Below are 21,469 nucleotides of genomic sequence, written 5' to 3'. Positions count from 1 at the left end.
CATTGGCTTGACGCTTCACATGTCGCAAAGCTCGATGGCGGGCACACCTCGTCTTTGGCGAAACTGGCCATTAAGGACTAACTTCCTCGGGGGTGAGCTTGTTTGCACTTTCGCCATTACCCAGTTGGCCCAGAGTCCCAAGACCCCAGCATTTTGCGCTACCAGCTTGGATGGCGCACGAGTGATTGTTCCCCGCTGAAATCTGCACCACTCGACTGCTCAGCCCAACAACGCCTTGGGGAGTATTTGATTCTGACGTGTTTCCATTTCCGAGCTGGCCATACCGGTTGTTTCCCCAGCAGTAGGCGGCTTGATTACTTACGGCACACGTGTGATAGCTACCCACATTGACCTGAGTGACCCCACTGGACATGCCGACAACAGGTGTGGGCGTCCCAACCGGACCTGCCAAGCCCACCCCCGCTGAGCCGTTGGCATTTGCACCCCAGCAGAACAAGGCGTCGTTCTTCAGAGCACAGGTGGTAGCAGAGTTTCGGTTGCTGGAGATATCGGTCACGCCCGGCGTCAGCGCGACAAGTTGCGGCGTAGTGAACCTGAATGTGGCTCCGTCATCCCCCGTGCCCAGCCGGCCATTGTCGTTAGCCCCCCAGCACATAGCTCGGTCAAATACGACCGCACAAGAGTGGCCGCCCCCTGTGGCGACTCGTGTCACGCCACTCGTCAGCCCCGATACCTGGACAGGAACCCCAGAAGAGGTAGTTGTTCCGTTCCCCAAGGCTCCGTCAGTATTCCATCCCCAGCAGTACGCGGCACCATTGCGAACTGCGCATGAATGACTGTCTCCAACAGACAGATGGGTGACATTCGATTCCATCCCGCTGACCATGACAGGTGTGGAGGACCCCTCAGTGCCGGCCAGTCCAGCCCCCAGCCTGCCACCTTCATTGCTTCCCCAGCAATAGACAGCTCCCGATTTGAGCGCGCAGGCATGCATAGTCCCAGCTCCAACATAGGTCACACCGCTACTCAGTTGCGGAACAAGGCTGGGGGTTGAAGATGGCGCAGTCGTCCCGTTACCGAGTTGGCCATTCGAGTTGAAGCCCCAGCAGTAAAGGGCGCCAGCCGGTGTCACAGCACAGGAAAACAGACCACCGGCAGCGGTCACCGTAGATGCTTGGAAAGCGACTCCATCGATGATGATCGTGTAGGTCTGCTGTGCCGATTTATCTTTGTACGAGGCTGTAACGACGAACTCAGTGCCAGGGTTTTTGGCGGTCGGGGTTCCACCAAGCATTCCGGATGCTGAGATTGTCAGTCCGGATGGCAGATCCTGATCGGCACTCCATGTCGCTTTCGCTGGGTCATAGGCTGGATCTCCAGTGACTTGAAGATATGGCGCTAGGTTATGGCTGTAGGGCTTCCCCACCTGACCGGCTGTCATGGCTCCTGCATTGAGCGTGAGCGTGATGTCTTCCGCCGGCAGCTCGTTACCTTGTTTTCCAGGGCTTGGAACGACGGTGAAGAATTGTGCCGCGTGCACAGCAACGGGCACCGTCAGAACGAGTGCGGAGATGAGTGCTTGGATTGGTATGACTTTCATGCTGGTGCTTTCTGACGCTTCACGCACGTCTTAAAGCCCGTATAGCCAAAACGTAATGGAAAGTAAAAAGCGCCCGAAGGCGCTTGCTCCTACAACTCGTATCACCGAGCTACAGGCACAGGATACAGAGAATCAGCGTCTTTCCCGGTGCCGAGCCGTCCACCGCTGCCAACTCCCCAGCAGTGGGCCACGCCGCTAACAAGCGCACATGTGTGATAGGCGCCAGCGCTGATCTGGGGCGTTCCATTCAGGATAGCTATTGGGGTAGGTGCGTTTGTAGTGTCCCCGGTTCCAAGCCGGCCATTGCTTCCATCACCCCAGCAGACGGTAGTCATACCCGTAATTGCGCAGGTATGGGTTCCACCTACGCTAATCTGAGTGACATTTGAAGTCAAACCGGAGACCTGGACAGGAGTCAATGCATCGGTAGTGGTTCCATTGCCCAGAGCGTTGACCGAGTTTTGTCCCCAGCATTTTGCTGCCCCATTATGGATTGCACACGTATGCGCCGCGGTAGCGTTGCCCGCGACGGCTGTGACTCCTGAACTCAAACCAACAACAAGCTGTGGTTGAAGCTCCCTCCAATTGGCGGTACTGCCCGAGCCAAGTCGACCGTTGTAATTGTCACCCCAGCAATAGGCCCGGCCCATATCGACCGCACACGCATGCGAAGGCCCGGCTGCCACCATAGAAGCGGTGTTGAGTCCATCAATGCGCGTTACTCCATTGATGCCTGGGTTTCCACCGTAGCCCATCTGCCCAGAACTATTGGAACCCCAGCAGTAGACAGCGCCAGACTGCGTCGCACAAGTGAAGCTGCTTCCCAGAGCAAAGGAACTGATATTTCCATGCAAGCCAGACACTGTGTAAGGCGACGTTATCGGGGCACCAGACGACAGGCCATCGCCGGTCACCTGGCCGGAGTCATTTGAACCCCAGCAACGAAGCACACCCGATTGCAGGGCGCACGCGTGGTCGTTTCCAACGGCGATGTCGCTTACGCCTGAAGTCAAGCCGACGACCTGGGTTGGGCTGTAGGAAGTGGCAGTTGTTCCGTTCCCCAGCTGACCGGAATGATTGATGCCCCAGCAATAGACTGCGCCCCCGCCAGTCAACGCGCAGGAAAACGCGCCGCCCGCAACGACCTTCGACGCCGTCAGCGTGACGCCGTTGATGACGATCGTATATGTTTGCGACTGCGACTTGTCCGCATAACCTGCGGTTACGGTGAAATTAGCCCCGTCGGTCGTACTTGTAGGCATCCCAGAGATGAGCCCCGTGGCGCCGATGCTCAATCCCGAAGGAAGTTCGGCGCTGGCTGACCAAGTTGCCTTTGAGATGTCAAACGCCGGGTCGCCGGTTACGCGCAAGAATGGCGTCATGTCCTGGCTGTACGGCTGGCCCTTCTTGCCCACGGCCAGTGGGCCTGTATTCAGTACGATCTCGAGTTCTGCGCCAGGCTCGGGCGGCATGCCTTGCCTGCCGGGCGACGGAACTACAGTGAAATATTGAGAGGCGGCCGCAAGCAATGGGGCCCCGAGGGCACCCGCAATGAGCGTGGCACCGATGAGGTGATTTACGTGTCGATTTTGCATGATCGGGGGTCACTACCGGCACACTGGGCGGCGCCGTGTTCCGTATAGCCCCGAAGACGCAGATCTATGCAGTTGTGGTCAAAATGACCACTGTTGACCGCTTACCGGACCAGGTTTTGACCGAAGTCTGTGAGAGGCTCGACCAGGCGGTACGCTTGCGCCGGCCGAAACGCCGCAGGAACCATGCGGGTCTCCGTGAACGCGCCTGTCTCGAGGATCTTGCGCCGGAAGTTGGCTGCGTTCACGCGGTGGCCGGTCACTGCTTCAAAGGCAGCCTGGACTTGCGGAATGGTGAACTCGCTTGGCAACAGGTGGGCGACGATCGACGTGTAAGCCGCCTTGGCGCGCAGCCGCTGCACTGCCAGGGCGACCAGCTGCCGGTGATCGAATGCCAGCTCCGGCAGCGCATCGACGTCGTAGAGCTGGATGCGGCCGTCTTCGGCCAGCGTTTGCAGCTCTTCGGCAGCGTGCAGCGCCAGGTAGACCACGGATGCGGACCAGCCGCGCGGATCGCGCTGGGCCCCGGACTCGGTGAAGGCTTGCTCGAGGTGCGCGGGGTCAAACCCGATTTTCGAGCGCAGCACCCGTCGAGCCGTTTGGCCAGTGTCGGAGTCCTCCTCGACATGCACATAGCCGCCGGGCAGCGCCAGCTGGTTCTCGAAGGGCGCGGCCGCGCGCGTGGCCAGGGCGACGTGCAGGCGGTCGTCGATCAGAGCAAGCAGTACGACGTCCACCGTGAGGATTGGGCGTTCGTAGTGGTCAGTGGTCTTTGTCATCCTGAGAGTCTCGCAATTTTGGGGTTGGCCAGGAGGCCCGCTCATGCAAATTCATGTCGGCGCCACAGCGGCAGCACAGGTCCGTTTCCTTCGCGCAGGCCTTGCAAAGGACGTCGGTCAGCGTCGAGCCGAAGTTCATCACTTTGCCGCAACACATGCAGGGACGCGAGGTGCAGGCCGCACCCCCAACCCGCCCATAACGCTGTGCATGGTAGTAGCAGACTGGGCACAAGCATTCCCCCTTGCGCTTATCCGCCTCGGGGTCGGTCGTCAGCACCTGGGCATACTTGATCGCGTCGCTAACGCTGCGTCGTGCATATTCGGTAGCACGCTGCATCGTCGCAGGGATCATTTTTTCGGGGGGTCTTTGCATGGGGCACTCCTTGTCCCTAGTATAGCAGACTTACTTTCATTATGCGACAAAGTTTGAATGAAAAAACCCCGCCACAGGGCGGGGATGCATGACGCGCAGGTCGAGTTATCCGCCGTTACGCACGCGGGCACGGATCTCGGCCAGGGTGTGCTCACGCACCAGCTTGCCATCGACGAAGACGTCTTCCAGCAGGCCTTGGGCTTCTTGCTCGGGCGTCTGGCGGTCGTAGAGGACATAGTTGTCGCCCTCGCGCTCGACACGCAGCAGGCCCACGGCCGACTTCTTCGTACCGCTGTCGGTCTTGGGGTCCTTGGACAGCTCGCGCGCCTCACCGTTGACCATGCCCCAGGTAGCCTTCATCGCCATGCCGAAGCTGTCGCGGGTCAGGTACTGGTAGCTGTAGGAGCCGATGCCGAACACGCAGTTGGTCGAGGCGAACTGCTTGTTCTTCAGGCGCTCGAGGATCTGCTCGGCACGAGGCAGCGTGATCGAGTCGCCGTAGATCAGGCCCACGCGCTGGTTCAGCACGCGGTAGCCCTTGTCGGTGTAGGTGCCGCCGAAGATATCCCACAGGCATTCCACAGCGCCCTTCTGCTCCGCCTCGGTGATCTTCTGGCCGGTTTCCTTGACGGTGAACATGCCGTTCTCGTCACGATCGGGGCCGTAGGGGCCGCGCTTGAGCTCTTCCCAGGTGTAGCCGGTCAGGATCTTGACCGGATCGCCGGAGTCCGGACGGAACACGACCTTGGCCTGGCCCAGCGCATTGGGCGTACGGGCCAGGATCTCGGCCTTCAGCGTCTTGGCGTACTCGGTGATCACCTGCCAGAAGTCCCAGGTATCGGACACGATGGACACGATGCCCGAGGGATAGACCTCGGTGATCAGGCGGCGGAAGGTGCCGATTTCGTCCAGCTTGCCGCCCATGCTCATGACGCTGTGTTCGGTGGCGGGCACGCTGCCGCCGACCAGTTCCTTGTCGGAATCGGCGCCGTAGAAGGCTTCGGCGTAGTCGATGGCCGCCACGGTGTCGGTGCCAGTGAACGACAGCAGGTGCGCGAAGCCAGCGCGCATGGAGTCCTCGGGGCCCGACAGACCGCGGGCCGAGAAGTCGTGCGCCTGCCAGTCGATGAAGGTCGTGTCTGCGCCGGTCACTTCGGCGTAGGCTTCCAGCAGCCGGCGATACTCGTAGGCGAGGGTCGCCACCGTGATCGGCTTCCAGTTGAAGTTCGACAGCACGGTTTCCAGGTAGTTGGTGAGCCAGGCGAACTCCTTCTTGGTCTCGCGCACGGTGAACAGTGGCACCTTGATGTTGACGCGGGAACCTTCGGGCAAGGCCTTGATGCGAATAGGCAGGTAGCCCAGGTCGTGCAGCGCGGCGATGTGATCGGCCGGCACAGCGCCCGGGCCCAGAGCATTGTCCATGCGGCGCTGGTACTGGCGCACGGCCTGCGCCTTGGGCTGTTGGAAGAAGCCCACGTTGAAGGCATTGATCAGGAATTCCTTGCAGAAGCCTTGCAGACCAGTGAACACCACCTTCCCTTCGAAGGGAGCCAGGCCGGCGCGCAGCACGGGCGCCAGACGATCGGAGCGTGCAGTGAAGTTCGAGTAGACGCTCTCGGTGCCGGCCGGGTACTGGAAGATGTGGCCGCTCTTGTAGAAGTCGATCTGGGTCAGGGGGTTCAAGGTAGACATAGTGCTGCTCCGGTGAAGAAAGGTGTTAGTTGCGATTTACGATTTAGTATAGCGGGAAAAGCGATCCATGCAATGGTTCCGCTAACTGTTACATTTCAGGCGTGTACGGCTGAGACATGAACGCGCGTGTTTCCCAGTACGTGATCACGACTTCAAGCTCGTGCGGGATCTGCGCCGGCAGCATGTATGCGCCGCCGTGCTCTTCACGAAGAATCGTTGCAGCGGTGGCCCTCCACTGGCTGGCCAGGGCGCGCAGGTGCTCGAGGGTGCGCAGATCCTGGGCATGCTCTCGTTCGGCGACTTGCTGATCGCGGCGCGCCTCGGCGCCGGCGCGTTGCTCGGCATTCATGCGGCCACCGGCAGTTGCGTTGTGTCGATGGCCTGGAAAACGCCACCGCGGCGGGTCCACAGGTCGGTATCGCGGGGATAGGCGGTGAACACTTGATCGTAGTCCTTGAGCGGCGCCAAGCCTTTGGTGCACAGGCCGTGGGTCACGTACAGGCTGATCGGCTGGCAGGTGTGCTGGCGCAGGATGGGTGCAAGGGCCGCAAAGGTCCCTCCCCCATCGCAGATGTCGTCAACCACCAAGAGCGGCAGAACCGGCAAATCGTCCAGCACTCGCGCGCCGCCCAGCCGGCCTGTAGCCGTGTCGCGGACCTTGGCGCAGAAGACCACCGGCAACCCGAACTTCTCGCCCATGGCTTGCACCCGCTTGTGTGCGCCGGCGTCGGGCGCCACCAGGGCCACACCGCCTGCGAATTCAGGCAGCGCCAGCAACTGGCCCATGAAGGCTTCGGCCGATTCGATCTCCAGGCGGTCCAGCAGCGCTGGGCCCACCGTGCTGTGAGGGTCGGCGACCACCACGCGATCGACCTTCATGGCGTTGATCAGGGTGCAGAACACCTTGACGGACAGGGGCTCGCCTTCGACCGTGACACGGTCCTGACGAGCATAGGGCAGATACGGCAGGCGAAGCGTCACATCCGCACAGTCGCCGACGGCGCGGCGCAGCGCGTCGTTGAGCAGCAGCAGGTCCATCACTGCGTCCGACGAGTAGATCCGGGCGTCGATCGTGTACGTGCGCCCCTCACCCTTCACGCCCTCGCTGATCCAGACATGACGCTCGCCGCCGGGAAAGCCCAGGAATCGGATAGCGTGATTGAAGACCTGGCCCTCGCGGTCGGTGTAGAGGAGCTCGATGCGGGAGAAGTCGGACATGGCTGTTTGGTGTTAGTTGCGAGTTACGATTAAGTATAGCGCGTGATTCAGCTTTGTCAAACGATCCCGTAGGCCGCGTGTTGGTTTCTTCTCGCCTGTGCCACCGCCTTCTCCTGGTTAGCAACCAGGCGCCGGGCCGGCGTGACGCTATACCTATTCGACTCTCTGAACTGCGCGCCATTCGGCGTACGGAGCTGTCATCTCTCTAGGAAATACCTACCAACCTTGTTCTGACATAGCGCAGAGCCTTGTTGGCAACGCAGTTCCCCACCAAACCCCTATGGCTCTGCCAATCTGAAAGGACATACTCATGAACGACACCAACAAGCACGCCCACACAGCCAACATCTATGCCCGCGCGGACAAGTTGCTGGCACGGGCCCACGAACTGGGCCTCGGCAAGCGCGGCAAGCCGCTCAAGCGCGACCAGGCCGTGGAACTCGTCTCCGCTGAAGAAGGATTCCGGAACCGGCACGTCATGGACGCAACGCTCAAGGCGGCCTCGGTATCGGATATCCCCTGGTCGAAGCTGGCTTCCAAGCCTGAAGTGGTAGGCATGTTCTTGCGCAAGCATGGCTTGTTGCACGAATTTGCCTTGCACGTCGAGCAACTCAGCCAGCAGGAGCCGCCGGCGGTGTGCCCTCAGTGCGCTGATACCGGCATGCGGGATACTGGCGGCACTTACCCCTGGGGCGAAGGCGTCAACGCGGCTTGCGATTGCAACCTGGAGGACAATCTGGCGCAGGTGGACTGGTCCAATCCTGCTTCAGTTGTCCACATCGAGGCTTACGTCACCCGACGGAACCTTTTGGATGCCTACCTGGATGCAGCGGGGATTCTGATTCACCGATCGGATCTCCATGGCTACTACTGGGAGCTGGATGATGACGCTTCGGAGGACTTCAATCACCCCTACGAAGCCAAGCTCAATGCGCTGCGATCGCTGACGGACGCTAATGCCCATAAGGCGATCATGGCGTTGCTGTCCAGCCTGAATCCTCGCTGGCAGATGGATGCCGCTGTCGAAGCGCTTGAACGTCGTTGGGGCCATGAGCACGGCTACTACGACCGGGAGGACTGGCAGCAGGACGTCTCCGAAGGGAACACCAAGCTTGGCTACTGGGAATGGGTGCAGCATGCGATCGAAGCCAATGGCGGAGAAAGCGATCACTGCGCCGATTGCGGGATTCATCGGGAAACTGAGGAAGGCAGCGAAACCCTGTGCGGCAACTGCGGCACCGCGGCTGAGCGTCACACCGCCCGGATCCAGGAGCTCGAGCCCCGGTTCCACCGAGCGATCAAGAGCTTCCTGAGCCCTCGAGAGCAAGGCCATACGATGGGCGCCTTCCGAAAGGCCATGGATTGGCAAACAGCAGCGTTGCAGATCCAGGCTTTCACCAAGGCGCTGCGGACTAGCTGCCTTTCGGCAAAGCTGCAAGCTAGCGCGCGGGCGGTATTCACCGAAATGACGAAGAATCAGGCCAACGCGTAAGCGATACCTCCATGCCGGCTCCACGTGAGCCGGCATTTCATTGCTTGCCGCCGAAGGCTGCCAGCTCCGCTGCGCGCTATACGAGGGAGGATCTTCAACCCTATAAAGGAAACATCATGCAGACATCGAAGAATTCGGCCGGATTGGCCTTCATGCTGGCAGCCGATGCTGGCGCGCCCCGCACCCTCGGGGATCGCGAACGAATCGCGCTCCTGCACGACGCTATGACCATGGCGATCAACTACCGCTTCCGCTTCGACACCGAAGACGCCGAAGCGCTGAACAAGCTTCGCATGCGCAGGTGTGTTGGTGTTTTCCGTCCTCTGGATGAGAACTACTATCGCAAGGCCTGCATCGTTGGCGGCACCTATCCACGCCTGTGGGAAGACCACCATGATCAGAAGCCGTGGATCGCGGAAAAGCGGATCGTCAAGATGCCGCAGGGGTACCATATGAGCCCGGATGGGCTCAACCGGCTCGCAGCCTACCAAAGCCGTCTGGAATCGGAGAAGGGTCGCGTTTGCCCTGGCATGGGATTCCTGCTGCCGGTGGCCTTCCTGCCGGAATCCGAAGAGATGGAAGCCACGCTCCAAAGTGCCCAAGGCATGCAGCTTTGGTGGTGCACTTCCTTCACCAAGGACACCCTCAACCTGTGCCGCTATACCCGCGGTCCACGCGAGCACGGTGAATCCCCGGTCCGTAAGCGCCGGGTGACACGTGCAGAGTGGGATGCCATCCAGAAGAGCATCCTGGAGGCATCCGCGCATGTCGAGGAAAAAGCTGCGGCTTGATCAATCACCGCATCTCAAGCAGCCTTCGGGCTGCTTTTTCATTCCAGGTGCTTCTTGGCCCAAGTCGGATCTGTCGCATACGCGAAGTCCCGGAACTCCACATAATCCTGGATAACCGGGTGGCCGTCCTCAAAAAGCTTGAGCACCCGGATCGCGGCCTTGTAGATCTTGTAATAGCGGAACCAGTAGCCCCAAGCCATCAGCAACGCCACCATAACGACGATGGGCAAGTCGTCTCCCCAGTAGACGAGCGCACCCACCGTAGGAACTGCGAGCATCAGGTATGAGAGGCGAAAAATCCAACGAAAGCTCCACCGGACATCGTCATACTCGTGAGGCTCCATTTTTGCACAGGCATTCAACGATGCGGTTTGGGCATAGGTGAGCATGGTGGTGTCTTATGAACTAAAACGCCCCTTTCAGGGGCGCAGGGCTGTCAATCCTTGTTTGTAATCCCCAGGATATTGAGGATCGAAATGAAGATGTTCAGGATGTCCAGGTACACGCCGATCGAAGCGAGCACGTAGTTGGTTTCACGGCCGTGGATGACCTCAGAAAGATCGAACAGAAGCCAACCGGTAAACAGGACGGCACCGATTGCACTCAGGACCAGCGACAGCGCAGGAATGGCCAGAAAGATGTTGGCAATCATTGCGACGAGCAATGCGACCAGTCCGGCGAACAGGATGGTCCGCAGGTGCGAGAAATCGCGGCGTGACGAGATCGTGTAGCCGGCGCAGCTCAACACCACCACCGCGGTGATACCAACGGCCAGGGCCACGTTTTGTGCCCCGTTGGCGACAGAGAGATGAACCGTCATCGCGGGGCCCATGATCGCCCCCATGATGCCCGAGAAGACCGCCAGTACCACCAGGCCCAGCGCGCTCTTGCTCGCTGCCCGCAGAACGAAGATCAGCACGATGCTCGCCACGAACAACCCGAGCATCCCGCCCAGGCTCAGCGACTTGCCGATCATGGCCACCGATGCGCCGGCCGTGATCAACAGCATCACCGCGACCGTCAGGAAGGTGTTGAAGAGGGTCTTGCGCACCGCTGCGGACATCGGCGGGCGACCAGCAATAGCGATGGCTTCGCCGTCGTCGTATCCCATGAAAAGCTCCTTTGAAAGTTGTGTCAGTAGTATATCTGCAAATCGAATAATTTGGACCAATCATACTGAGAACTATACTAAGCGTGAACAACTAAACCCGTGAGGAAACACATGGAACATCAGCGATATTTGGAAATCTGGAACGCGGTCTGCCCGATCATGGCTGAGCGCATGAACGCCCTGGTGGAAGCTCTGCAAAAGCAGCTGCCGGACGGCTTCACCATCAGCCGCCCGCAAGCGCATACCGACAGCGACGAGTACAAGGTGACGGCTGACATCCAGACCAACGGGCTCGTGGCCGTTGGCATGGACTTCCTGCTCCGTGATGCGGACATGCATGAAGGCGAGGAAGGCGTGGGCATTGCCTTATCGCTGACCGGCAATGGCGGCCTGGTGCTGGGCGGGTACTTCCCGAACAACTACCAGCCGGACGTGTGGACCGAGGACGTCGACGAGGCGATTCGCCGCGTCGAAGGTGTCTCGATCGACGCTCTCGTCGAACACATCATCCACGGCGCACTGAAGAACCCGGCCCTGCTCAAAGACCTTGCCAAGGCCGGCGCCTGACGAAAGGCACGACAATGAAGATGTCTCAACCTGCGTGGCTGGTGGCACTCCGGCATCGGCTGAAGCCCCACTGGCAACGCCTCCGCTTCGGTGAAATCACCGAGACGATCAAGAGCGTTGACGGCGGTGTGCCCTCCGAGATCGAGTATCGCGGCCGCGGCAAAGCCATCGTGGGCTACTGGGCCTACGGCCACTTCGACCCCACCCTACCCTACCAGGGGTAGCCCTCAAGCCACCCTATTCAGGGTGGCTTTCCTACGTGCCATGGCGCTATACGGGACGTGTTCATCCGAATTGAAAGAGGAAAAATGTTCCGTTAAACAAAAGTATACCGCGCATTAAGGCATAAGCTGTCCATAAAGTTCGATGAACGGGAGGTTTGCGGGTATACTACTCCACCATAACGTGGCCGAGCGCCACGCTTTCAAGCATTTACTGTCCATCCGTCCTTTGCTGCGCGTACACAAGATCCGTCTCGACCCCAACCAAGCCCAGGCGCACCACTTCGCCCGGGCCTGCGGGACCGCGCGCTTTGCTTGGAACTGGGCGCTGGCCGAGTGGCAAAAGCAGTACGCCGCCTGGCAGGCCGACGTCACCCTGCCCAAGCCCAGCGAGGGCGCATTGCGAAAGCAGCTCAACGCGATCAAGCGTGAGCAGTTCCCGTGGATGCTCGAGGTGACCAAGTGCGCACCACAGGAGGCGATCCGTGCGCTGGGCACCGCGTACGGCAACTGGTGGGCGTCGCTATCGGGCAGGCGCAAGGGACCGAAGGTGCGGGCGCCGCGCTTCAAGAAGAAGGGCCAGCGCGACGCCTTCAAGTTCGATGAAAAGTTCGCCGTCGACGGCTGCCGCGTGCGCATCCCCAACCTCGGGTGGGTGCGCATGCGCGAGCCGTTGCGCTTTGCCGGCACGCTCAAGGGCGCGACGGTGTCGCGCACCGCGCACGCCTGGTTCATCGCCATCCTGGTCGAGACCGAAGAGATGCCTATCCGCAGCAAAAGCCACGCTGCGGTTGGTGTCGACCTCGGGCTCACGGCCCTGGCCACCCTGTCCTCGGGCGAGGTGGTCACTGGGCCGAAGGCCTTGGGCACGCTGCTGGGAAGGCTCAAGCGTCTCTCTCGAGCCCATAGCCGCAAGGTCAAGGGCTCGGAGAACCGGCGGCGCTCGGCCGCCCAGCTGGCGCGCCTGCACTGGCGCATCAGCTGCGTGCGCGGAGATGCGATCCACCAGCTGACCGACCGCTTGACGCGCGACTATGGCTGGATCGCAATCGAGGATCTGCACGTGAAAGGCATGATGGCCAACCGGCGCCTGGCGCGCCACCTGGCCGACGCGTCGTTTGGCGAGGTGCGCCGGCAGCTGGTCTACAAGGCCGAGCAGCGCGGCGTGCAGCTGGTGGTGGTCGATCGCTGGTATCCCAGCAGCAAGGCCTGCTCGGGCTGCGGCACGGTCAACGACGCACTGACCCTGGCGGACCGCCGCTGGACGTGCGCCGCCTGCGGCGCGACGCACGAGCGTGACCATAATGCAGCGAAGAACCTGCTCGCCGAGAGCATTCGAACAATGGCCCCGGGTGCCGGGGTGACAGGCTGTGGAGCGGTGAGCTCTGGCCCGGGACGCAAGCCCCGGACGAAACTCGCCACGACGAAGCAGCAAGTAACGCATAACCTGGCCACCGCGGCCACTTTATGATTTACGGCACAGAAAAATGTCTGAATTGAAATGCGAAGCTGTGTTGGCCCCGACCAACCTGCAACTGACCGTGAGTATCCGCGTCCCGAAAGTCGAGGTTCCTGGTCTGGCGGCTGACACCGCCTGGGTGTTCGCCGAGGATGCGTCTGGCTCCGGTACGGCGGTCGCACTGTGTGGCCCTGATGAACCTCAGTCGCGTGCGGATGCTCTGCATCTGACGCACCTGTGGAACATTGACAACAAGCTGCGCAACTCCGGCCTGTCCTTGAGCGGAAAGATCAAGTGTATGGTGCTCATGATGGTCCATCGCCATCTCGAGATGCACGGTCCGTTGAAGTTCTTTCTCCACGAAGACGACAACGATATGGCCGGCTTCATTCGTGCGGATGGCCAGTGTCGCCTGTTCGGGTTTGGCACGGCGCCAGTCGTGGCCACCTCTGTCAATGACCTCGGAGCTAGGTATCTCGTTCTGGCCGAGCCAATCGTCCAGAATGACCCACTCGTCGCGGAATACGGCCGATACGATAGCTGCGACATGCCTGTACCGTTAGCTGCCTGGCTGATGGGAGCCTGATCGCACCTCTCGCCCCGCAACAGCGGGGCTTTTCTGAGGCTTTGGCTGTCGCCTACCTACGCGACAAGACGTACCCAGCAATTCTTACCCAGGGGGAGTCGCAATCCTCGAATGAGCGGTTCACAAAGCGCGAACACGCGATCGAATGCCGCCACCTGTGTTGTGCTGATGGTCCCGTCCGTCTTGGAAAGCAACCCGGCGCGCATTGCGATTTGATATGCCTTGGTCGCAAGGTAGCCTGTACCGTCAAACCAGCCGCTCCCCGTTACCCTCAAGCCGGCCGCCTGGCCGAGCTGCTCGAGTTCCCGCAGGCTGTAGCGCCGGACGTGGCCAACCAGGTCGTCCATGGGAGACCACAAACCCATGTGGGCCGGGACCAGAATAAATATCGGAGCGCCGGGCTTGCACCGGGCCGCGAGGTTGGCCAGGACTTGAACATCCTCGACGATATGCTCAAAGACGTTCAGGCTGAACGCGCCGTCAAGACTACTTGGCTGGATGTGCGCCAGGCCGGAGAAGACCGTCGTTTCGGAGCAAAAGTGCGAATGCAGCAGCCTATTGGGCTCAAGGGCCTGGACGCACCATTGCGGCTGAGCCCTGGCCACCGCGCGCGCGTAAGCCCCCGTTCCAGCGCCATAGTCAAGCACGGTGCCCCGCGCAAGTCCCATGGAGCGGATCAGCAGGCTTGTCATCGCGGCCTGGTACGTTGCAGCCGCATCCATGGCCTCCAGGTTAGCCGCGCCGTTAGCCATTGAATGCCGCCTTCAGGATGCCGAACATGTCACGTGCCTTGATCTTCTTTTCTGTGGCGATTCGCGGCACATAGCGAATCCGATGGCTCACGAGCGTTGCGTCCAGGCGCATGGCGCGGCGCGTCAACGCCGTTTCCAGCTCAAACCCGCGATACGGATCGTCACCTTGGGCCAGGAACAGTGCGTTCGCCAACGGTGCGCTCATCACCCGCGCACCGGTCAAGATGTCGTCTGGTGGCCGCTTGCGAAGCGCGAAGCGCAGCGCCAGCCGGGCTACGAAGTTGGCGATCAGACTACGCCAGAGCACTTGGCCGAGCATGACCTCACGAAGCCCAATACCCATCACGAGCGGCACACCGCCCCCGGCCGCGGCCTGGCATTGCCCGACAAGCTCAGCCAGGTGACCGGCCTTGTACTCGCGATCCGCATCGTGAAGTGCCAGCCAGGCTCCGCCAGACTCGAGCGCCAAGCGAACGCCCGCGGTAACAGCGAACCCTTTTCCTTGACGCGTCTCCACGATGACTTGAGCGCCCGCGGATCGCGCGAGCTCCGCAGTGGTGTCGGTGCTGTTGTTGTCGACGACGAGGATGTTGGCTGCGGGGAATGCTTCCCTCGTCTCTACGATGCACTGTCCGATGTGCTGGGCTTCGTTGAAGGCGGGAATGAGGATCCAGACACTAGATTGATTGCGGACGCTCATCACTTCAGCCTCCACAGTCGCCAGGCTCCCTGGACCTGCACCAGCTCACCGCACTCAAGCAGCGAATTCCTGGACATCTCCACGACGTGCGTGAAGCCTCCTTCGCGCAACAACTGACAGTGCTCTGATTCCTTGGCTGACTTCTTCAGTCCGTCCCAGGGCGCTTTCGTGGCGCCAAGAGCGAAAGAGGGGTCAACCGAAATCCCCTTCTGGCCGAAGAACACCGTTGCGTACGGCGACTCCGAGTAGACACGATCTGCCGCCTTCAGCGCGAACGTGGGTACGGTTGGCGTCGCGGTTACGCACAGGCCTGCGGCCCCCAACGCGAGCAGGACCACCACCGGCGGGATATGCAAGGATCGAGCAGTGGACCAGATCGTCAACTGTCGATAGATCCACGGAAGGGCGATGAAACTCAGTGCGGCCAGATAGCGGATCTGATTGGGAATGGCAAACCAGGCGAACAACATGACGACGCTAGCCGAGGCGATCAGCCGCTGCCGATTGAGCACCGAAGCGGCGAAGGTCAACAGGCCTAACAAGACGAAGCCGGCATAGGTGTAGAAGGCATACAGTAGGTCTCGGTTTTCCGTAGCCTTGACGCTCAATGTGCCCTTGAGCCAGACCATCAGCTGCAAATAGTCTCCCGTGTACCATTGCCAAAATCCCAGATGGGCCAATCCGAGGCCAGCCGCGATCCCAACGCGCTGCACAAGCGACAGCCGGGCGCGCCACAGCAAGAGCGCAAACGGGGCATAGGCCCACCCGAGCCAATAGCTGGGGACCAGAATCAGGAAGCCCATAATCCACGCCAGGACGCCCATAATGCTGCGGGGAAGCCAAGCGCAAGCGGCGAAGATCAGAATGAACATCTCCGGGCGGCCCAGCACGGATCGCGGAGTGAGCAGCAGCATCCCAAGTGCGCCACACAACAGCAGCAACGATGGATTTTGTCGATGTGCTGGCAACATGCGCTTCAGGGCAAAGAAGAGCACCAGCGATTGGAGCACCAGGCTCAGCGCGGGCAGCCACTGGCGCAAGAATTCTTTCGACAGTCCGAGGGATTGCAGCTGCCAAAGCGCCCAGTCAAATCCCAACCAGAGGTTGGCTTTTGGCAGTTCAGACCACGGGTACTGTGCTCGGTAGTCGAAAGAAAGCCCGCCAGCAGTCAGGTGTCGCAGCAGGTCGTCATCGGGAAGCAACTTACCCATGCCAATGAAGACCAGCGTGATCGCAGTTGGCGCGAAGAACCAGAACGCCAATCCCCGGCTGAAGTCCAAGGGAACGCGGCGGCAGTACCGCCATACCGCCACCATCGCGACCAGCAGGGCACCCCAGATGTTCGCCGCGCCGATTACACCAGCAACCGCAGCAAGGCGCGTTTCAGCAGAAGTGCGCGAGATGGCACAAAGGAATTTGTGGAACATAGGAAAGCGTCGGCTCGTCTGCAAGCGACAAGAAGGAAGCGGAGAAGCCTAGTATACCGTTAATGCTGCCTTTTGCAACTGACAAAGTTCGCTGCTATACGTTAAGTGTTTACTACCACTTCGAGGAAAAAATGCGTGAAGAACTGAAGACTGCGATCCGTGAGGTTCTGCTTGCAGACGGTTGGACCTATGATCCCCTGATACCGTCCGCGACCCTGGCGGTCGAAACGCGCGCCGGCGGCCGCACCGCGATTGCAAACATGGCGATCGCTGGCTCCATCTACTGGGACTACTACAGCGAAGGGCGCAATGCACTCGCTACCAGCACCACGTTCATTCCGCAGGATGACTCGGTTGATCATGTCCGCCGTATCGTCACAAGGGCACTGGTGCATGTGCGGCAGCAGATCGACAACACGTACGCTCGGAGCCTCTACCTGATGTATCCGGACAGCGTTGCGATGCCTGAGCGCAAAGAGCTTCTCGACAGCATTCGCGCCAAGCTGGCCCAAGGACAAATGATGGTGATCCCCGAAGAAGACTACATCTGGTTCGTCCGCCCTGACGGCGAGGTACGCTGGATGTATGCGGAGATCGACCGTAACCCCGATAGCCGGCATTACTGGCACTCTTCGGTAGGAACCATCGTGGCGCACGTGCTGGCCAAGGCGGAAGTCTTGCCGGCCGACGACCCCCGGATCATCAAGTACGAAGCCACCTTCCCCGGCTTGGGCGACTGGCTGAAGATCTGATCCTCTCGCGCTCCATCCTAACCACGGGTGGAGCGTTTTCATGCCCGTGGAGCCTCGGTGCGCAAATGAAAAGGCCCCCAACAGAGTTGAGAGCCTTGTGATACGTGCAGGATCAGACTGGCTTACACGAGCATCTCGAGCTTCCCCGCCTCGATCTGCGCGAGCGGCGCGCGCCGGCCAGAGCGGTGGTCGGTTACCCCGTCGGCCCGGTAGGTCCGGATCTTGTCGCCGCGGCATCCCGAGCCCAGGTGCGCACGGCGCTGGGCATCCACTCCCCTCTTCTCCTGGGAAGCCTGATGCGCAAACACGCGCTCGGCAAGGGTAGCCATCGCGGTGCGACGGTTGCCTTCCTGGGTACGCTCGGCTTCCGCCTTCACCTCGATGCCTGTTGGCGTATGGGTGAGGATGACCGCTGTTTCTCGCTTGTTTCGATTCTGGCCACCCGGGCCGGTGCCCTTGGTGATCCGTTCATGGATGTCGGCTGGATTCAAGCGGAATGTCTGCTTGGGGTCTCCCCCGGTGGCCAGGTGTCCGTCGAACACCGCGACCGTCACAGTCGACGTATGGACCCGGCCTTTGCGCTCTGTTGGTGGCACCCGCTGCCAGCGGTGCCCGCCTGCTTCATTGCGAAGCGGCTCAAGCGCGGATGCGTCTCCCTCAAGGAAGACGAGGTCAAAGATAGCCCCGGGCCTCCGTGCGGGCACGCAGGCCGTTGCGCTGGGCGTAGCTGGTGTAGATGCCGGCTTGGGTGTGAACCAGCAGCTTGGCGTCATCACCACCCTCGGCGGGATGGATTTCGATTGTCAACTTCATTTCATTGCTCCTTTTGGTCGTGAAGTATAGGGTTGAAGAGGGGCCGCAAGCTTGCGACGGTTCTTATGTGGGTACTGTAAAAACGCTAGTCATAGTATATCCACTTTACCGTTTTGGGCAATACAAAAAAGGCCGCACTAGGCGGCCTGGGAGATGTTTTTGTCTCTAGTGGTAGAAGTCCTCGTCGAAGCCGTTCACACGGATGCTGACGTAGCCCGTCTTCGCATGTGCTGTGACGCGCAGTTCGTAGCCTTCCTCGCAACAGAGCTTGTCGACTCGGTTGCGCACCTCCGTGAACAGATGTGCGGCGACGTCCGAAGTGCCGAAACGGCGCTTGGCGCGACGGTAACCTGTTCGCAAGTGGCCGAGCACCGATTCGAGCGTGTCCGCTTGAAGCAGTTGTCGGCCATACGCCATGGCGCGTTCCGGGTTGGTGTAGCTCTCGCTTTCCCGTTCCCAGGCGTCCATCACGCTTTCGACAGCGCGCCGAAGCGAATGCTCCGCGTACTCATCGCACAGCGGCCGCGTTCGTATCGTTTCCACGGGTCGGACCTTCTCGAAGTCCCTGGACATGGCGTCATCAAATAGAACGTCAGCGATATCGCTGAGGATCATCTCGTCCCAAGGCCTGCTGGCGCCTTCGGTGTATGCCAGGCTGGAATCCAGCCGGACAAACATGTAGCCGCCTATGGCCTGGAGTTCGCCTTCGAGGCTGCCGTTGTCGTTGGGTGCATGCTCGAGCATGTCATGCGCCACGCCATTCCCGTTGGTCGGGTCGAACGTGGGATGGCCTTTCATCCTCCAACCCAGTTCGCCGTTGCGTTGGTCGCGCGCGCATTCAAAAACTGCATATGCCATGGGTGTGTCCTTTCAGGTTGGTTGATTCCTCCCTCCGTATAGCTTCAAGCCCTGCGCTATACGAAGTGCAGCACTCCAGCTGCGAAATCCACAACCAACGAGGAAACACATGAAGAAAGTAAAACTGAACCTGACCGTGGAGGTCGCCGAAACCGTCGCTCCTGAAAAGGTGGCCGAGATCGTTCAAAGCCTCATATCTTGTGGTCTCGCCGACGCGGCGAGTACCCTCGAGGACCGCGAAGGAAACATCGAAGATGCGCGTCTGGCGGACTCGATGCTTATCTTTCCGCCCACGGTGGCAGAGCAACCTCGTGTTCTGGTGATCGTCGCCGGCGGCATTGCCGATCACGTGGCCGATGATGGCGTCGATGTCGAAATTTTCGACCGCGACAACTACAAGGACGATCCGAAAGGCATCGTACGGCCGCCAAAGCGCTTCGCCGACTTGGCAGCCCCCCTCAACGTTCCTGTGGCTGAGGACTGATCATGACAACAACCATCCTGGCCCGTGATCAAATCGAGACGTTCTGGCGTGGTCCGCACTCCAACTGGCACATGCGCAAGTTCGTCGTCAATGACGTCGGCTACAACTGCGTCGAGCAGTGGATGATGGCCTGCAAGGCCCGCCTCTTCGGCGACCTGAAGACGCTGGAACGCATCATGTTGGCCACCTCCCCCAAGGACCAGAAGGCTCTAGGACGCGAGGTCGCCGGCTACATCGATGCCGTTTGGCAGGCGGTCAATGAGGATCTGGTCTTTGTCGGCGCCCTGGCCAAATACACCCAGCATGCCGATCTCTTCGACCTGTTGGTGCGGACCAAGGACCTGGTGCTCATCGAGGCCAGCCCCTACGACCGGATCTGGGGCGCTGGGCTCTCGGCTGAGGATGATCGCATCCTGGACCCGAGCCTCTGGCCCGGGCTGAACAAGCAAGGCAAAATGCTCACGCGAGTTCGCACGGTGCTGCAAACCTGCGGCCAAAACGCGCAGCAATAGCACACACTCCGACGGCCCCACTTCCATGGGGCCGTTTTTCTTATCGCCGGTGAGCTGGTGCGCCAGCTGCGAACACCAGGGCGGCCATCAAGACCACGAAGACCACCAAACTCCATAGCGCATACTCGACGCCGAAGAGTGGCACCCGCGCATCCATGCACGAGGCGTAAATGCCGAAGACAGGTGGCAGCATGTCGTCCAGTCCACTCTGGCTGATGATGCGGTCAGCGAACGTGCGATCGCAAGAGGCCAGGTGTGAGGCCACTGTGTGCTGGAACCACGCGGCAGCGGCGCCGGCGCTGGTGAGGACCAGGCCCAGACCAGCCGCAGCGCGAGCCAAGCGCCCCTGGTGGGCCCCGACCAGGCACACAAGTCCCGCGACCAGGTAGGCGACCCGCTGAAGCACGCACCATGCACATGGCTGCATGCCGAAGGCATGTTGGGATACCAGGGCCACCGCGACGGCACCGAAACATAGGCTTGAGCAGGCTGCCAGGAGCCGAGAGCGAAAATGGCTGGGCATTCTCATGGCGTTGGCGTCAGACCAAAACCGGGAGGAGTTCTTTGCACCGCGCAACGATGTCGGCGCCGACTTCGCCCTGAGTCACCAGCTCAGATTGAACATTGTGCTTGCGTGCCTCCTTGAACAGCTCGGCGATTCCCGGAGCCGAGTAGTAGCCGATTTCATCCATGATCAAGAACATTTGGCGCACGTTGCGCAACAGCGCGCGGGCGATCTTCTTGCCGAATTGCGCCTTCAGCTGCTCCACTGGCCAGCCGAGAGCCGTCGAGCCGCCGCACAGATGTTCGGCGCTCAGCGCCCCAGGGCCCGCCTTAAGCTCCGCCACCACGCGCGCCAGCTCGGCGCCTCGCAGACCAGCCCGGGACAGCCGCTTGCGCATGGCTGTCTTGCTCAGATTCAACTTCGGCTGCGTGCGAGTGCTGCCGGTTTCTGGCTTGGCTGGATACACCCGCTCGATGTAGAAGGCATCGGGATGGGTTGCCGGCGTCGGTACGGCGCCCGACTCACACCAGGCCGGGTGGTCATAGTCCGGCTGATGTACGAGACGCGGACACATGGAACGATGCATACGTGTGTGCTTCATGGTGTATTACGCCATAACGATGAAAGGGACAGTCAGGACCAGCCCGACGGCGGCGCCCTCTGCGGAAGATTCGCCCGGATCTTTGCCGGAGAACATTCTTGCCGCCGAGTAAGCGTGAATCGCGCCGAGCGTCACCAGGGCCGCGGGCGCGAGAAGCCATCGAGGCAGGATCCAAACGCTCAGAATCATCAGCGCCAGGCCAGCGCAGGACAGGAGAAAGTAGTGGCTGTCGCGAATGCGCCCAGCGAACGCCAGCAGCGACCAGATGACGCCATTTGCCACGGATACGCCCATCGCAAGCAATAAAGCCCCTGTTGTAACGTTCGGCCGGCGGTCAAGCAGGATGGAGCCTACGAGCCAGCCGACCGCGACGATGAAAAGCATGGCCAAGGAGGTTTTGCCCAGGTTGACCGGCTTCAGGTTGCCATAGGCCAGATGACTGGCCACGACAACGGCCAGCATCATCGCAACGAGCCCGCCGCCAACTGCGGCCAAGGCGCCCGCAAGGGCCCCGATGAGCATCAGGAGCAGGAAGCTTTCATGCCGGTCGTATTCGGCCCACACCGCGAGGCTCACGGTGCGATGGGGAAATCCCTGTTTAAGGTGCATTTGCAGCTTTCAGC

26 protein-coding genes and 2 pseudogenes are annotated in these 21,469 nt (G+C 60.7%); 9 read left to right on the top strand and 19 right to left on the bottom strand.

Annotated features, from left to right (window positions below; genetic code table 11):
- Positions 1-70 precede the first annotated feature (70 nt).
- The 7 genes from HWY37_RS34905 to prs form a co-directional block, all read right to left on the bottom strand.
- Entirely contained in the window at positions 71-1,402 is a 1,332-nt protein-coding gene (locus HWY37_RS34905; protein WP_425485028.1) for an RCC1 domain-containing protein, read from the bottom strand.
- A 260-nt stretch (positions 1,403-1,662) separates the two neighbouring features.
- Positions 1,663-3,033 carry an RCC1 domain-containing protein gene (locus tag HWY37_RS34900; RefSeq protein WP_176089606.1) on the bottom strand — a complete coding sequence of 457 codons (1,371 nt, stop codon included), beginning with the start codon at positions 3,031-3,033 and terminating at the stop codon, positions 1,663-1,665.
- A gap of 224 nt (positions 3,034-3,257) precedes the next feature.
- Complete coding sequence (locus HWY37_RS19050) at positions 3,258-3,932, bottom strand: NUDIX hydrolase (protein ID WP_176089605.1); 675 nt, start codon at positions 3,930-3,932, stop codon at positions 3,258-3,260.
- On the bottom strand, positions 3,916-4,305 hold the full coding sequence (locus HWY37_RS19045) for a hypothetical protein (RefSeq protein WP_176089604.1): 390 nt from the start codon (positions 4,303-4,305) through the stop codon (positions 3,916-3,918). The genes HWY37_RS19050 and HWY37_RS19045 overlap by 17 nt, the downstream gene beginning before the upstream one ends.
- Before the next feature lie 105 nt (positions 4,306-4,410).
- The gene (locus HWY37_RS19040; protein WP_176089603.1) at positions 4,411-5,997 is read right to left on the bottom strand and encodes a nicotinate phosphoribosyltransferase; all 1,587 of its coding nucleotides are present in this window, start codon (positions 5,995-5,997) and stop codon (positions 4,411-4,413) included.
- A gap of 88 nt (positions 5,998-6,085) precedes the next feature.
- A complete protein-coding gene (locus HWY37_RS19035; RefSeq protein ID WP_176089602.1) occupies positions 6,086-6,346 on the bottom strand; it encodes a hypothetical protein in 261 nt (86 codons plus the stop codon).
- Positions 6,343-7,215 (bottom strand): ribose-phosphate diphosphokinase, encoded by an 873-nt coding sequence (gene prs / locus HWY37_RS19030; protein WP_176089601.1) that lies wholly within the window; start codon positions 7,213-7,215, stop codon positions 6,343-6,345. The genes HWY37_RS19035 and prs overlap by 4 nt, the downstream gene beginning before the upstream one ends.
- Before the next feature lie 310 nt (positions 7,216-7,525).
- Here prs and HWY37_RS19025 point away from each other — a divergent pair, with 310 nt between their 5' ends.
- Positions 7,526-8,707 carry a hypothetical protein gene (locus HWY37_RS19025; RefSeq protein WP_176089600.1) on the top strand — a complete coding sequence of 394 codons (1,182 nt, stop codon included), beginning with the start codon at positions 7,526-7,528 and terminating at the stop codon, positions 8,705-8,707.
- 116 nt (positions 8,708-8,823) lie between these two features.
- Positions 8,824-9,498, top strand: coding sequence for a hypothetical protein (locus HWY37_RS19020; RefSeq protein WP_176089599.1), 675 nt, complete (start codon positions 8,824-8,826; stop codon positions 9,496-9,498).
- A 38-nt stretch (positions 9,499-9,536) separates the two neighbouring features.
- Here HWY37_RS19020 and HWY37_RS19015 read toward each other — a convergent pair whose 3' ends face one another.
- Together HWY37_RS19015 and HWY37_RS19010 are read right to left on the bottom strand one after the other, a co-directional pair.
- Complete coding sequence (locus HWY37_RS19015; protein ID WP_176089598.1) at positions 9,537-9,887, bottom strand: hypothetical protein; 351 nt, start codon at positions 9,885-9,887, stop codon at positions 9,537-9,539.
- A gap of 47 nt (positions 9,888-9,934) precedes the next feature.
- Positions 9,935-10,609, bottom strand: a complete 675-nt coding sequence (locus HWY37_RS19010) for a Bax inhibitor-1 family protein (RefSeq protein ID WP_176089597.1) — start codon at positions 10,607-10,609, stop codon at positions 9,935-9,937.
- A gap of 111 nt (positions 10,610-10,720) precedes the next feature.
- Between HWY37_RS19010 and HWY37_RS19005 the strand changes: the two genes are divergently transcribed.
- The 4 genes from HWY37_RS19005 (at position 10,721) to HWY37_RS18990 (ending at position 13,442) form a co-directional block, all read left to right on the top strand.
- On the top strand, positions 10,721-11,176 hold the full coding sequence (locus HWY37_RS19005) for a hypothetical protein (RefSeq protein ID WP_176089596.1): 456 nt from the start codon (positions 10,721-10,723) through the stop codon (positions 11,174-11,176).
- 14 nt (positions 11,177-11,190) lie between these two features.
- Positions 11,191-11,400 (top strand): hypothetical protein, encoded by a 210-nt coding sequence (locus HWY37_RS19000; protein WP_176089595.1) that lies wholly within the window; start codon positions 11,191-11,193, stop codon positions 11,398-11,400.
- Positions 11,401-11,581: 181 nt separating this feature from the next.
- On the top strand, positions 11,582-12,868 hold the full coding sequence (locus HWY37_RS18995; RefSeq protein ID WP_246302345.1) for an RNA-guided endonuclease InsQ/TnpB family protein: 1,287 nt from the start codon (positions 11,582-11,584) through the stop codon (positions 12,866-12,868).
- A gap of 16 nt (positions 12,869-12,884) precedes the next feature.
- A complete protein-coding gene (locus HWY37_RS18990) occupies positions 12,885-13,442 on the top strand; it encodes a hypothetical protein (RefSeq protein WP_176089594.1) in 558 nt (185 codons plus the stop codon).
- Between the two features lie 56 nt (positions 13,443-13,498).
- Here HWY37_RS18990 and HWY37_RS18985 read toward each other — a convergent pair whose 3' ends face one another.
- From HWY37_RS18985 to HWY37_RS18975, 3 genes are read right to left on the bottom strand one after another with little or no spacing between them, the layout of a single operon-like run.
- Complete coding sequence (locus HWY37_RS18985; RefSeq protein ID WP_176089593.1) at positions 13,499-14,194, bottom strand: methyltransferase domain-containing protein; 696 nt, start codon at positions 14,192-14,194, stop codon at positions 13,499-13,501.
- Positions 14,187-14,894, bottom strand: a complete 708-nt coding sequence (locus tag HWY37_RS18980) for a glycosyltransferase family 2 protein (RefSeq protein ID WP_176089592.1) — start codon at positions 14,892-14,894, stop codon at positions 14,187-14,189. The genes HWY37_RS18985 and HWY37_RS18980 overlap by 8 nt, the downstream gene beginning before the upstream one ends.
- The gene (locus HWY37_RS18975) at positions 14,894-16,321 is read right to left on the bottom strand and encodes a hypothetical protein (RefSeq protein WP_176089591.1); all 1,428 of its coding nucleotides are present in this window, start codon (positions 16,319-16,321) and stop codon (positions 14,894-14,896) included. Before HWY37_RS18975 ends, HWY37_RS18980 begins: the two co-directional genes overlap by 1 nt.
- A gap of 131 nt (positions 16,322-16,452) precedes the next feature.
- Here HWY37_RS18975 and HWY37_RS18970 point away from each other — a divergent pair, with 131 nt between their 5' ends.
- Entirely contained in the window at positions 16,453-17,073 is a 621-nt protein-coding gene (locus HWY37_RS18970; RefSeq protein ID WP_176089590.1) for a hypothetical protein, read from the top strand.
- Positions 17,074-17,195: 122 nt separating this feature from the next.
- On the opposite strand, the gene HWY37_RS34680 is transcribed toward HWY37_RS18970, so the two are convergent.
- From HWY37_RS34680 to HWY37_RS18955, 4 genes and pseudogenes are all read right to left on the bottom strand, one after another.
- Positions 17,196-17,564, bottom strand: a complete 369-nt coding sequence (locus tag HWY37_RS34680) for a peptide chain release factor family protein (RefSeq protein ID WP_246302350.1) — start codon at positions 17,562-17,564, stop codon at positions 17,196-17,198.
- Positions 17,565-17,630: 66 nt separating this feature from the next.
- Positions 17,631-17,777, bottom strand: a pseudogene (locus HWY37_RS34895) (PCRF domain-containing protein); the annotation flags it as partial.
- Positions 17,746-17,892: pseudogene (locus tag HWY37_RS18960) on the bottom strand (hypothetical protein); the annotation flags it as partial. The pseudogenes HWY37_RS34895 and HWY37_RS18960, both read right to left, overlap by 32 nt.
- Positions 17,893-18,051: 159 nt before the next feature.
- Positions 18,052-18,744: a hypothetical protein gene (locus HWY37_RS18955; protein WP_176089587.1), complete on the bottom strand. Its 693-nt coding sequence runs from the start codon at positions 18,742-18,744 to the stop codon at positions 18,052-18,054.
- Positions 18,745-18,853: 109 nt separating this feature from the next.
- On the opposite strand from HWY37_RS18955, the gene HWY37_RS18950 reads away from it, so the two are divergent.
- Complete coding sequence (locus HWY37_RS18950; protein ID WP_176089586.1) at positions 18,854-19,228, top strand: hypothetical protein; 375 nt, start codon at positions 18,854-18,856, stop codon at positions 19,226-19,228.
- A gap of 2 nt (positions 19,229-19,230) precedes the next feature.
- Positions 19,231-19,740 (top strand): riboflavin biosynthesis intermediates N-glycosidase, encoded by a 510-nt coding sequence (gene ybiA, locus HWY37_RS18945; RefSeq protein WP_176089585.1) that lies wholly within the window; start codon positions 19,231-19,233, stop codon positions 19,738-19,740.
- 40 nt (positions 19,741-19,780) lie between these two features.
- Here the strand turns inward: ybiA and HWY37_RS18940 are convergent, their stop codons facing one another.
- From HWY37_RS18940 to HWY37_RS18930, 3 genes are read right to left on the bottom strand one after another with little or no spacing between them, the layout of a single operon-like run.
- Positions 19,781-20,263, bottom strand: coding sequence for a disulfide bond formation protein B (locus tag HWY37_RS18940; RefSeq protein WP_425485027.1), 483 nt, complete (start codon positions 20,261-20,263; stop codon positions 19,781-19,783).
- Positions 20,264-20,279: 16 nt separating this feature from the next.
- Positions 20,280-20,846 (bottom strand): hypothetical protein, encoded by a 567-nt coding sequence (locus HWY37_RS18935; protein WP_176089583.1) that lies wholly within the window; start codon positions 20,844-20,846, stop codon positions 20,280-20,282.
- 6 nt (positions 20,847-20,852) lie between these two features.
- Positions 20,853-21,455 (bottom strand): hypothetical protein, encoded by a 603-nt coding sequence (locus HWY37_RS18930; protein ID WP_176089582.1) that lies wholly within the window; start codon positions 21,453-21,455, stop codon positions 20,853-20,855.
- Positions 21,456-21,469 lie beyond the last annotated feature (14 nt).

Origin of the sequence: Achromobacter anxifer, assembly GCF_903652925.1 — a bacterium.
GTDB classification, from domain to species: domain Bacteria; phylum Pseudomonadota; class Gammaproteobacteria; order Burkholderiales; family Burkholderiaceae_B; genus Achromobacter; species Achromobacter anxifer.
Note: the sequence above shows the minus strand (reverse complement) of the source record. Positions and strands in the feature narration are given on the sequence as shown.